Origin of the sequence: Salisaeta longa DSM 21114 (assembly GCF_000419585.1) — a bacterium.
Lineage (GTDB): Bacteria > Bacteroidota > Rhodothermia > Rhodothermales > Salinibacteraceae > Salisaeta > Salisaeta longa.
This window is the reverse complement of sequence record NZ_ATTH01000001.1, coordinates 1344784-1357202: the sequence shown is the minus strand read 5'-3', so window position 1 is coordinate 1357202 and position 12419 is coordinate 1344784. Positions and strand designations below refer to the sequence as shown.

7 protein-coding genes and 1 pseudogene are annotated in these 12419 nt (G+C 60.8%); 3 read left to right on the top strand and 5 right to left on the bottom strand.

Annotated features, from left to right (window positions below; all coding sequences use genetic code 11):
- Window positions 1–15: 15 nt before the first annotated feature.
- Window positions 16–1443, bottom strand: a complete 1428-nt coding sequence (rho, locus tag SALLO_RS0105510; RefSeq protein ID WP_022835320.1) for a transcription termination factor Rho — start codon at window positions 1441–1443, stop codon at window positions 16–18.
- Between the two features lie 460 nt (window positions 1444–1903).
- Here rho and SALLO_RS15475 point away from each other — a divergent pair, with 460 nt between their 5' ends.
- Entirely contained in the window at window positions 1904–3142 is a 1239-nt protein-coding gene (locus SALLO_RS15475; RefSeq protein ID WP_022835319.1) for a KamA family radical SAM protein, read from the top strand.
- On the opposite strand, the pseudogene corA reads toward SALLO_RS15475, so the two are convergent.
- From corA to SALLO_RS0105485, 4 genes and pseudogenes are all read right to left on the bottom strand, one after another.
- A pseudogene (corA, locus tag SALLO_RS18725) lies at window positions 3102–3944 on the bottom strand (magnesium/cobalt transporter CorA). The gene SALLO_RS15475 and the pseudogene corA sit on opposite strands and share 41 nt — an antisense overlap.
- A 264-nt stretch (window positions 3945–4208) precedes the next feature.
- Entirely contained in the window at window positions 4209–4523 is a 315-nt protein-coding gene (locus SALLO_RS15465) for a LapA family protein (protein ID WP_051141309.1), read from the bottom strand.
- A gap of 44 nt (window positions 4524–4567) precedes the next feature.
- Entirely contained in the window at window positions 4568–5629 is a 1062-nt protein-coding gene (locus SALLO_RS0105490) for a glycosyltransferase (protein WP_228702776.1), read from the bottom strand.
- Window positions 5630–5768: 139 nt separating this feature from the next.
- A complete protein-coding gene (locus SALLO_RS0105485; RefSeq protein ID WP_022835317.1) occupies window positions 5769–7187 on the bottom strand; it encodes an NAD-dependent malic enzyme in 1419 nt (472 codons plus the stop codon).
- 433 nt (window positions 7188–7620) lie between these two features.
- Here SALLO_RS0105485 and SALLO_RS0105480 point away from each other — a divergent pair, with 433 nt between their 5' ends.
- On the top strand, window positions 7621–10644 hold the full coding sequence (locus SALLO_RS0105480; protein ID WP_022835316.1) for a SusC/RagA family TonB-linked outer membrane protein: 3024 nt from the start codon (window positions 7621–7623) through the stop codon (window positions 10642–10644).
- A gap of 64 nt (window positions 10645–10708) precedes the next feature.
- Entirely contained in the window at window positions 10709–12331 is a 1623-nt protein-coding gene (locus SALLO_RS0105475) for a RagB/SusD family nutrient uptake outer membrane protein (protein WP_022835315.1), read from the top strand.
- The last annotated feature ends 88 nt before the right edge of the window (window positions 12332–12419 follow it).

The window sequence follows — 12419 nt, the reverse complement described above, 5'->3', positions numbered from 1 at the left end:
TGGAAGCGACCGTCCTCAGTTCATGGTCGCGAGGAAGTCTTCGTTGTCGGTGGTGCCTTCCATCTTGTTGAGCAGGAATTGCATCGCCTCGACGGCATCCATATCGGCGAGGATCTTTCGAAGGACCCACACGCGCTTCATGTGCGGTTTCGAGAGAAGTGCTTCCTCACGGCGCGTCCCCGACTTGATGAGGTCGATGGCCGGGTAAATGCGGCGATCGGACATCTGGCGGTTGAGCACGAGCTCCATGTTGCCAGTGCCCTTAAACTCCTCAAAGATCACGTCATCCATCCGGCTGCCGGTATCGATCAGCGCGGTGCCAACGATGGTGAGCGAGCCGCCGTCTTCTACGTTGCGGGCCGCGCCAAAGAAGCGCTTGGGCCCGCGCAGGGCACCGGCTTCCATGCCGCCCGAGAGCGTACGGCCTTTGCCCGGCGCCACGGAGTTGTAAGCGCGGGCCAGGCGGGTGATGGAGTCGAGCAGTACCACAACGTCTTGGCCGGCTTCTACGAGGCGCTTGGCCTTGTCGAGCAGTGCCTCGGCCACCTCCACGTGACGCTCCGCATCTTGGTCGAAGGTCGACGCGACCACCTCGCCCGTCACGTTACGGTCCATGTCGGTTACCTCCTCCGGCCGCTCATCGATGAGCAGGATGAGCAAGTGGGCGTCGGGGTAGTTGGTGGTTACGCCGTTGGCAATCTTTTGCAGCAGCACGGTTTTGCCGGTTTTGGGCGGCGCAACGATGAGGCCGCGTTGCCCGAAGCCGATGGGCGCAAACAGGTCGATGATACGGGTGCTTACCTCGTCGGGCGTCGTTTCGAGGCGCAGGTGCGTGTCTGGGAAGATGGGGGTGAGCTGCTCGAAGTCGGTGCGTTCTTCCATGGCCCCGGGCGAGCAGCCGTTCACCTCGGTGACCTGGATCAACGCGAAGAACTTCTCGCCTTCCTTGGGCGGCCGAACGCTGCCGGCAACGGTATCGCCATCTTGCAGCCCAAAGCGTTTGATTTGAGAGGGCGAGACGTAAATGTCGTCGGGGCTCGATTCGTAGTTGTACTCGCCCGAGCGCAAGAAGCCGTAGCCGTCGGGAAGTACTTCCAGGATGCCCTCCTTTTCAATCATGCCCCGCAGCTCCGTTTGGCTGGGGTCGTAGGAGGCCATGTAGTCGGGATGGTCCGCATAGAGCCGCTCGCGCCGTGACATGCGACGTTGCGGCGCGCTTTTGCGTGCCGAGGAGCGCCCCTTGCTTTTGTTGGGCGATGCATCGGCAGAGGATTCGCGCTGTTGCGCACCGCGCGTGGCGGAGGAGGCGCCCTCTGCTTGGGCTTCTAAGATGCGATAGATGAGATCTTGCTTTCGCAGTTTAGAAACGCCCGACAGATCCAACTCGCGTGCAATCGCGCGAAGATCGTCTAGCTTCTTCTCTTGCAATGTAGATATTTTCATGGGCTTTGTGCTGGGCCGTCGATAAGATTCGAACAGAAGGTCTGAGGGGGGACTGCACAATGCAGCGGTTGCACTAGCGAACAGGTGGGTGGGCAATCACGCCAAACGTAGGTGGGACGTTGTGAGACATGAGTGGCTAGGCAACAACCGATAGATGCAAGACCTTTGTGGTATGCACGACGCATAGGGTAAATAGTTGCGCGCTATGACCGCGATCGGCCCCAAGCGCGCGTATGTTCGGAAGCGGGGTATGGCTTCACGTGTGGTACTACGCCCATGCGGTGCATGCGTGTCCGCATATCGATGGCATGGTGAAAAGTTTTTGATCTGTTTTGCGAATTCAGGGTAAGCATGGGGGGCGCACAAGTGCAAGCGATGGATCGATGAAACGCGGGCCTGGGGGCGTGGCGTACGTTGGGTCGCGCTTAACGTTACACAGCGGGTTCGCCCATCCCAACCAATGCCTCGTCCCCAACACGTAGATCCATCCGATTGGCACAACTGGCGCTGGCAGATGCAGCATCGCATCCACCGCCTGTCCGACCTCCGGGCGTGGATACACCCTACACCCGACGAGATCGAGGCGATTGAGGCGACGTCGTCGGTCTTTCGGTGGAACATCACGCCGTACTACGCGGCCCTCATGGACCCCGACGACCCGGCGTGTCCGATCCGGCGGCAGGTGGTGCCAACCATGCACGAGCTTGCGCCGGACATCGTGGGCGTGGTCGATCCGCTCACGGAGGAGGCACACTCGCCCGTCAAAAACCTGATCCACAACTACAACGACCGCGTCGCTTTTTGTGTAACGGCCGAGTGCGCCATTTATTGCCGGTACTGTTTGCGGAAGCGCATGGTGGGCGATTCGAGCTTTATGATGCGCACGTCTGAACACCGCGAGGCCATCGCGTACATCGCCGCGCACCCGGAAATCCGCGACGTACTGCTGACGGGCGGCGACCCGCTTACGTTCAACAACCGGCACCTGGAGTGGCTGCTGAAAGAGCTGCGCGCCATCGATCACGTCGAGATCATCCGGTTTGGGTCGCGCATGCCGGTGAAGCTGCCGTACCGGATCACTGATGCGCTGTGCGACCTGATTGCACAGTACCACCCCGTGTGGATCAACACGCACTTCAACCACCCACGCGAGCTTACGTCGGATGCGGCAGCGGCCATCGACCGACTGACGCGCGCCGGGATTCCGGTGGGTAACCAAACCGTCCTGCTGCGTGGCATCAACGACGACGTAGCGACCATGAAATCACTCAACGAAGGGCTCGTGGAAATGCGCGTGCGGCCGTATTACCTGTATCAGGCGCAGCTCATTGGCGGCACGGCGCACCTGCGCACGCCCATTGAGCGCGGCATGCATCTGATGGAGGCGTTACGCGGGCGCACCTCTGGGTTTGCCATCCCCACGTATGTGCTCGATACCCCCCACGGCAAAATTCCGCTGAACGAGAGCTACGTGAAAGGCCGCGCCGGCGATCATGTGATCATGCACAGCTACGATGGCACGGTATGGGCCGAGCCGAATCCGGTGGAGGACCCCCAAGCGTTGCCGCGCCGCCTGCCGGCCGTTGCATACCCCGAGGACGCGCGCACCATTCCAACCGAGGCCCCCACATTTACCGGCGGTGACGACGCAGCGGCCCCTAGATCCAATCGTTCCAGCGAAAATAGCCGAGAAAGATAATGCCAATGACTGCCATGACGCCCATGACGACCGGGTATCCCCATGGCGATTGTAGCTCAGGCATGTACTCGAAATTCATGCCGTAGATGCCTGCAATAAACGTAAGAGGGATAAAGATCGTCCCGATGATGGTAAGCACCTTCATGATCTCGTTCATGCGGTTGCTTAGCGCTGTCATGTACAGATCTAGCGTCCCATTGGTCACGTCGCGCAGCGATTCGACGAGGTCGGCTGCCTGGGTGGCGTGGTCGTGGGCATCGCGCAGGAAGGGCTCCGTCGAGGCGTCCATGAGCGGGTGCTCCAAGCGCGACCACGTGGCCAACAGCTCGCGCGTAGGCCACACCAGCCGCCGCACGCTGATGAGCTCGCGCCGTACATCGTTAATGGCCTCGCGCTGCGCAACGGTAGGGTCCTCGTCCAGAAGCTGATCTTCGAGCGTTTCGAGCGTCAGGCCCAGGTGCTCTAGCACCACAAAGTAGTGATCGACAATGATGTCGAGCAGCGCTTAGGCGAAATAGTCGGCCCCGGCGGTGCGCAAGCGGCCGGTGGCATTGTCCAGGCGCCGCCGCACGGGATCGAACACGTCCCCGGCGCGCTCCTGAAAGCTGATGACGAGCCGCTCTTGTACGATGAGGCTCACCTGCTCGGCGTCGATGGTTTCTTCGACATCGAGGCGCAGCATCTTGACGACGGCAAAGAGATAGTCGTCGAACGTCTCAAGCTTGGGGCGCTGGCCGGTGTTGGCAATGTCTTCCAGCACGAGCGGATGGATGTGCGCGAGCGCTCCGATCTGTTGGACCATCGCCTCGTCGTGCACCCCGTCCAGGTTAATCCACCGAACCGTGACCCCCGGGGGCGGTGCGAGGGCGGCGGGGAGGGCCTCGGGCGTCGTGCGCTCAACGCGATCGGGGTACAGGTCGGTGATGGTGAGCGTGGCGGGCGTTGCAGGCGCGTCGCCCACAAAATCGACGGTGCCCGGCGGCTGACCAATCTTTGCGCTACGACGGGTGAAAAGACGCATATGGTGCAGGCGGGCGGGGCTGGGCGTGCTGGCGCGGGGGCAGGGTTACGGCGTGGTGGGCGGAACGGACGGCGTGCTGCCGGCGCCTTTGTCCTTTTTGGCTTTCGGGTCGGCCGGCGTGTGGGCATCGCGCAGGTCGCGCTTCAGCTGTTTGATCTCGCGCCGGTCGCGCATGCGCCGCGGGATGGTGGCGAGCAGCCCCACGAGCACGCCAACGGCAAACGACAGAATGATGACCAGTGCCGCAGAGCCGCGCGTCTCATAAAACAGGAGATTGACGGTGATGGTGGCTGTGTTTTGCAGCGCAAACACCACGGCCAGCACAGCCAGCAGCAGCGAAGAGATGAGTGTAAGTCGCATAGCGGCACGAAGCGGTGAGTGGTAGAACAGGAAGGCGGCCCGGACTATGAAGCCACCGAACGGCCTTTCCAGGTGACACGCTTCGTCCAATGACTAAGTGCAGAATGAAGTTGCAACACGCTGCCGAGCGCGTACGACAGCGGCGCAAGCACCGTCACGTGCCAGGGCAGGCCGTTGCACCGGTCGGTGATGAGCTTGAGGCCGTACACCGAGAGCAGGAGCGACGGATATAGCGCGGGCCCCGCAACCCACGTCCACGCAAAAAAGATCCACAGCGCCACGAACGCAAGCGGCGAGCCGCCGAGGATCAGGTAGGCATTTTTGCGGAAGCCGGTCCAGGCGTCGCCCAAGCGCTCGTACATGAACACCGACACCTCGGTGGTTACATCCACGAGCACCGGGGTGAAGCCCTCGCGCTTCAGGTAGCGCCCAATTTCCACATCTTCAAGCACTTTAGCGCGCACGTGGCGATGCGGCCGAAGGGCGCGATAGGTCGCCGCCGCGATCATCCAGCACTGTCCGTTGAGGGCCCCGAGCGACGGAAGGCGCAACGGGCGCACGAGGGGCCACGGCAGTCCGGTAAGCATGGCGCTTGGCAAGAGGCTAACCAGCAGCAGCGCGCCGCCTTTCAGGCGCGGCAAGGCCGTGAGGACAGACCCGTCGGGTTGCGCGGCGTACTGGGCCACGAGGCGCGCGAGGGCCTGAGGGTCGGCGAGTTCGGTATCGGCATCCAGAAACAAGAACACGTCGCCGGTGGCCGCTTGCTGCAGCTGGTGCAACGCATGGGGCTTGCCCAGCCAGCCGGGCGGCGGCCCGTCGCCCGCAAACGTACGCAGGCGGTCGTCGGAAAAGGAGCGGAGCACCGCGCCCGTGGCGTCCGTCGAGCCATCGTTGTACACGAGCACTTCGAACGACGGGTAGCGCTGACGGAGCAGCGACGGCAGCAGGCGTTGCAGGTTTGCTGCTTCGTTGCGCGCCGGGATGAGAATGGAGACCGACGGCTGCTGCGCGGGCCGCGCGGAGGTGCGGGTGCGCCGCAGGTACCAGAGGTTGCCCAGCAAAACGATCCAGATGAACCCGTGAATGCCCGCCAGTACAAAAAACAAGAGATCCGTGCCGATGTGAGCGATGGTGGTGATTGGGGACCGCCTGCCTAACGTACGCAGCACAGCGTTGCACACTGTGAACAACCCGTGATAGGTTGTGCGCGCCGCGGGGTGGGGAGGCGTCGCCGCGGGATACCCCTCAGCCCCGCTTGCGGGCGACGCCGTTGTGCGTGGCGGCGTGCTGCACCGCTTCCGAAACGCGCCGAACAACCTCCTGGTCGAAAACGCTGGGTACGATGTAATCGGCGGTCAGGCTCTTTTCGTCGATGGCGTCGGCAATAGCGTGGGCCGCGGCCATCTTCATCTCATCGGTGATGGCCGTGGCGCGGCACGCCAGCGCGCCCTTAAACAAGCCCGGAAAGCACAGCACGTTGTTGATCTGGTTGGGATAGTCGCTGCGGCCGGTGGCCATGACGGCCACGTGCGGGTACGCTTTTTCTGGCATGATCTCGGGGGTGGGATTGGCCATGGCAAACACGATCGGGTCGCGCGCCATGCGCTTTAGGTCCTCCACGCCAATGACGTCGGGGCCGCTCAGGCCGACAAACACATCCGCGCCGCGCATCACTTCAGACAGCGACCCCGTCTCGCGGTTGGGGTTGGTCATGGCTGCGTAGCGGGCCTTGGCCGGATTGAGGTCGGTGCGCTCGGGCGTTACGGCCCCCTTCCGATCGACGCCCACAATGTTTTCGACGCCCAGGGACTGCATCATGTGGGTGACGGCTGTGCCCGCCGCTCCAATGCCCACCATCACCACCTTCAGCTCCTCGGGCGTTTTGTCGACGATTTTGAGGGCATTCAGCAGGGCCGCCACGGCAACAACCGCTGTACCGTGCTGGTCGTCGTGAAAGACCGGGATGTCGAGGGCCTCGCGCAGGCGATCCTCAATCTCGAAGCAGCGCGGCGCGCCAATATCTTCGAGGTTAATGGCCCCAAACACCGGCGCAAGCCGAATGATGGTCTCCACGATTTCGTCAACGTCGGTGGTGTCGAGGCAAATCGGAAAGCCGTTGACGCCAGCAAACTCCTTGAGCAGCTGCGCCTTGCCCTCCATGACCGGGATGGCCGCCTCGGGGCCAATGTCGCCCAGCCCAAGCACCGCGCTTCCATCCGACACAACCGCGACGGTGTTGCTCTTGATGGTCAGGCGGTGCGCGTCCTCCGGCCGGTCGTGGATGGCCTCGCACACGCGCGCCACGCCAGGGGTATAGGCCATCGAGAGCTGATCGCGGGTGCGAAGCGGCGCTTTGCTGTTCACTTCCAGCTTGCCGCCGAGGTGCAGCAAGAACGTCCGATCCGAAACATTGATGACCCGAACACCCTCTAATCCAGAGAGGGCGCTGATAATTTCGTGTGCATGGGCGTCGCTGCGCGTGTTGATGGTAATATCGCGCACGAGGAGCGAGTCACGGGCCTGCACGATGTCAATCGCCCCGATGTTGCCGCCGCGCGCGCCAATGGCCGAGGTGACCTGCGCCAGCATCCCCGGTTGGTTTTGGATCGCGATGCGAGCCGTAATCGAGTTGCTGGCAGTGGGTAGGTACTCGTTGCTATCCATAGGGTCGGCGGATAGGTCAGTAGGCGGAGCAAAAGATTCAGGGGGCTCCATCTGATGGATTCTAGCCCGTCGGGTTCGCCGGCACTGCATGAAAGTAGTAGGAACACGCAGGCAGCGTCGCACGCCCGGTAGGCGTACCTGTTGGCCGCACAAGCGGCGCATTCGTCTATACCACCCTTTCATTCATCGTTATTTCAATTTTTGGAAGCGCTTCGTTTCTGAATCGACGCTCCGGTGAAAGCGCTTACAGCATAAATGATTGATAACAATAGCTTGACATCGCGCATACACGGCGCTACACTCCATGACGGAAGCGCTCCCACATCGCACAAAAACCATTCCTCATGATAGGTGCGCTCCTGCAGAGGCGTGCGTTTTCGGGGTGCTCATCATCGACGGTCATCCGTAGCATTACTTAAAGGGTTGAACTGATATGCGAAAAATCGCTACCACGGCGCTATGGACAGCGCTCCTATTGCTCATTGCCGCGACGCCTGCGTTTGCGCAGAAAGATGTGTCGGGCACCGTTACAGACGCAACCAGTGGTGACCCGCTCCCGGGGGTAAACATCCGCGTGGCCGGTACCACAACCGGGACCGCAAGCGATGTGAACGGTCAGTACTCGATCACCGTCCCGGGGCCCGATGCCGAACTCGTATTCTCGTACGTGGGGTACAACACGAAAACAGTGCCGGTTGGCACCCGCGAGCAGATTGACGTCGCGTTGCAGCAAGATGTCGCCGCGCTTGAGGAACTGGTTGTTGTGGGGTACGGCGAGCAGCAGGCCGAAGACATCACCGGATCGGTCGAGAAGGTTGAGGCGGAAGACTTCAATCAGTCGGCGAAGGTGAGCCCCGAGCAACTCATTGCGGCGAAGGTGCCGGGCGTTCAGATTTCGTCAAGCAGCGGCGCGCCGGGGTCGCAAACGTTCATTCGCATTCGTGGGGCCACCTCGGTAAACGCCGACAGTCAGCCGCTCTTTGTGGTCGACGGGGTGCCCATCAGCAACGAGGGCACACAGGCGACGCGCAACCCGCTCAACTTCCTCAACCCCAACAGCATTGCGAGCATTACGGTGCTCAAAGACGCCTCCGCGACAGCGATTTACGGATCGCGTGGCGCGAACGGTGTCATTATTATTGAGACGAAGACGGCGGATGAGGGCGAAGCCAACATCACGTATTCGGGCAACTTCACGATGTCTGAGCCCACCGATCAGATTGATGTCCTGAACGCGGATCAATTTCGTCAGGTGGTGCGCGAGCGCGCCCCGAGCCAGCTCGGATTGCTTGGCGATGCAACGACGAACTGGCAGGATGCCGTGCAACGGACTGCCTACGGACAGGAGCATAACGTAAGCGTATCCCGCGGATATGAGGACGCTAACTACCGTCTTTCGATCGGTTATCTCGATCAGCAGGGGGTATTGCAAACATCAAACACCGAGCGCTTGAGCGTCGGGCTCAACTACAATCAGTCGCTGCTCGACGATCAGCTGTCCATCACGGCCAATGTGAAGGGCGCACAGACCGAGGATCAGTTTGCGCCGGGGCTTGTGGGCGGTGCCGCGTCGTTTGCGCCCACCCAGCCCATTCGCGACGTGAACAGTGCGTTTGGTGGATTCTATGAGTGGAGCCAGCCGGGGCTTGGCCTTGCCGAGAATAACCCCGTGGCCGAATTTGTTCTCTCCAGCAACATTGGAACCAGCTATCGTAGCCTGGGAAGCGTGGAGGCTAATTATAAGCTTCCCTTTGTGGAAGGGCTGAGCGCACGGGCCAAAGTGGCCTATGATGTAGCAGCCGGTGAGCGGGAGTACTTTGCCCCAACGTTTTTAAAGGGACAGGCCGAGTCGGCCAACCCCGGCACCGTGGTCCGTGCCAACTTCGAGCGCCTTTCAACGCTGTTTGACGCTTTCCTCAGCTACAAAAATACGTTTGATAGCATCGACAGTAAGTTCGATATCACGGCGGGTTACTCCTGGGAAGACTTTCAGGAAGAGTATCCGGAGTTTAACGCCAGCGGGCTTACGACGAATATCTTTGGCCCGAATAGCGTCGCGCCCATTTCGGACCCGGTGAACCTTCAGGGCTTTGTGACAGAAATTCCCAACCGGCTCATTTCGGTCTTTGGGCGTGTGAATTACACGTTCATGGATCGTTACCTGCTCACCTTCACGGTGCGCCGCGACGGATCGTCACGGTTCGGACCAGAGAACCGTTGGGGTACGTTCCCCTCGGGCGCGCTTGCGTGGCGCGTGAATCAAGAATCGTTCTTTGATGCGATTCCGCTGCCTATCTCGACCTTCAAAATCCGCGCATCGTGGGGCGTGACCGGTAATCAAGAAATTGGCGACTTCCTGTATGCGCCGCTGTACGTATCGGGCGGGCCGCAGGCGCAGGTTCAATTTGGTGATGAGTTTGTGACGACGATTCGTCCCAGCGCGGCCGACGAGGCGCTGAAGTGGGAGGAGACAACATCCACGAACATCGGCCTCGATTATGGCTTCCTGGACGGTCGACTGACGGGGTCCTTCAACTACTACGTGAAGGACACCGATGATTTGCTGTTTACCGTACCGGTTGCGGCAGGTGCAAACCTCAGCAACCGCTTGCTCACCAACATCGGGTCGATGCGCAATGAGGGCTACGAGTTTTCCATCGCGGGGCGCGTCATAGATACGGAAGCGTTCCGGTACAACGCTCAGTTTAACGTGTCGACCAACGAGAATAAGCTCACGAAGATTAACCGGGCCGACGACGTCGAAGACTTTCAGGGCATTGACGTGGGCGGCATTAGCGGCGGCGTGGGCAACACCGTGCAAATCCTGCAAGAGGGGGCTGCGGTGAACTCCTTCTTCTTGTATCAGCACAAACGCGATGCGAACGGCGATCCCATCTACGCCGACGTGAACGGCGATGGCACGATCAACGGCGATGATCTGTACAAAGATATCAACGGCGATGGTGCCGTAACCAGCCAAGACCGCTCGGTAGTAGGTGCCCCGCAGCCCGAATGGATTCTGGGCCACACCTCGCAGCTGAGTTACAACAACTTCGATCTCAGCTTCACGCTACGGGCCCACATCGGCCAAGAGGTATACAACAACATTGCCTCGAACTACGGCCACTTCCAGCGCCTCACGGAGTTTGCCCCCTCCAATCTCCACGAGAGCGCCCTGAAGTATGGCTTCGAAGAGCCGTTGTATCTCTCCGACGTGTATCTGGAAGATGGGTCGTTCCTGCGGATGGATAATATCACGCTCGGCTACACCCTCACGTCGATCCCGACCGTTGACCAAATTCGGGTGTACGGCTCGGTCAACAATGCTTTTGTGCTCACCGGCTACAGCGGGCGCGATCCTGAAGTGGGCGGGCCGGGTGCCTCAGCCATCGGCATTGACAACAACACCTACCCGCGCTCACGGACGTTCTCGGCGGGCATCAATGTGCGGCTGTAGCGGCCCCCGGTGCTTGCGCGATAGCCTAAGACCCCTTTGACTGTAGAACTTTCTGATCAGACCTATGATGTTTCGATCAACGCACACGCTCTACCGCGCCTTATTTGTGGCGGCGTTTGTAGCGCTCTTTACCGGGCTCACGGCGTGCGATAACGTCGGCGTTCAGCCCAAGAGCAGCGCCACAGCTTCCACCGTGTTCACGCAGGATGGAGCCTTCAAACAATTTCTCGCAAAGCTCTACGGCAGCTTTAATGTAACCGGGCAGCAAGGTCCCGCTGGCAGTGGCGACATTGGCGGGATTGATGAGGGCTTTTCGCAATACATGCGTCTGTACTGGCAGATGCAGGAGCTGACGACCGATGAGGCCATTATTGCCTGGAACGACAACGGCATCCGCGAGCTGCACAACCATTCCTGGGACGCGGCGAATCAGTTTTCGCGGGCCATGTACGACCGCATCTTCTTCACGATCTCGCAGTCGAACGAATTCCTGCGGCAGTCGACCGATGCGAAGCTGGAGCAATATGGCGTTTCCGCTAATCGTCAGCAGGTGATTCAGCAGTACCGCGCTGAGGCGCGCTTTCTGCGGGCCCTCGCGTATTGGCACGGCATCGATCTCTTTGGCAATATTCCACTCGTCACCGAAGACTTTACCCGCGGCAGCGAAGCCCCCCAGCAGAGCACGCGCGCCGAAATCTTCGCCTTTGTGGAAAGCGAGTTGAAGGCCATCACCGACAGCGAAGGGGAGGAGAACCTGCCCGCCGTGGGGCAAGCAGAATACGGGCGTGCCGACGCGGCTGCGGCGTATATGGTGCTCGCGAAGCTCTACCAGAATGCACCGGTGTACATCGGGGAAAATCGTTCCGCCGATGTCATCGAGTACACAACCCGGATTATCGACGCGAATGCGTACAGCCTTGAAACCGAGGCCACGGCGCAGTTCTCTGCCTACCATCGCCTGTTCCTGGCCGATAACCACACCGCCAATGGCATTATCTTCGCCATTCCGCAAGACGGAAACCGCACGCAGCACTATGGCGGCACCACGTTCTTGTGCCACGCGCCGGTGGGCGGGAGCATGAACCCGGCCGCTTATGGCCTCGACTTCGGGTGGGCCGGATTGCGCACGACGGCGCCGGTGGTTGATCGTTACAGCGGCACCGACGACCGTGCCATCTTCTTCACGCAAGGACAGTCGAAGGAGATTGACGACATTGGCACCTTCACCGATGGCTACGCGGTGCCGAAGTACCAAAACGTGACATCGACGGGCGCAGAGGGCAAAAACGCGACCTTCCCCGATACGGATTATCCGATGTTTCGCCTCGCCGATGCGTACCTGATGTACGCCGAGGCGGTGCTGCGCGGTGGCGGAGGCAGCCAGCAGCGCGCGCTGGAGCTCGTCAACGACCTGCGCGAGCGCGCGGGCCTCGGGCGTGATGTTACGGCTACTGAACTCGATCTCCAGTTTATTCTGGATGAGCGGTCGCGCGAGCTCATGTGGGAAGGTCATCGCCGAATCGACCTCATTCGCTTCGGTCAGTATACCACGGATGCCTACTTGTGGCCGTGGAAGGGCGGCGTAAAAGAGGGGCAGGCGACGCAAGACCACTTGCGCCTCTTCCCGCTTCCCGCGACCGAACTGCGGGCCAATCCGAACCTGGAACAAAACCCGGGCTACAGCTGACCGCCGGCTGACGCACGTGTGCTAGGGCCTGTCGCCTCGTTGCTGTGGCAGGCCCTAACACGGCGCGTGCACCCTCTCCTCGCCATCT

What these genes read in the sequence shown, in the direction of transcription:
- rho (WP_022835320.1), bottom strand. Translation starts at nt 1,443, where the DNA reads ATGAAAATATCTACATTGCAAGAGAAGAAGCTAGACGATCTTCGCGCG.
- SALLO_RS15475 (WP_022835319.1), top strand. Translation starts at nt 1,904, where the DNA reads ATGCCTCGTCCCCAACACGTAGATCCATCCGATTGGCACAACTGGCGC.
- SALLO_RS15465 (WP_051141309.1), bottom strand. Translation starts at nt 4,523, where the DNA reads ATGCGACTTACACTCATCTCTTCGCTGCTGCTGGCTGTGCTGGCCGTG.
- SALLO_RS0105485 (WP_022835317.1), bottom strand. Translation starts at nt 7,187, where the DNA reads ATGGATAGCAACGAGTACCTACCCACTGCCAGCAACTCGATTACGGCT.
- SALLO_RS0105480 (WP_022835316.1), top strand. Translation starts at nt 7,621, where the DNA reads ATGCGAAAAATCGCTACCACGGCGCTATGGACAGCGCTCCTATTGCTC.
- SALLO_RS0105475 (WP_022835315.1), top strand. Translation starts at nt 10,709, where the DNA reads ATGATGTTTCGATCAACGCACACGCTCTACCGCGCCTTATTTGTGGCG.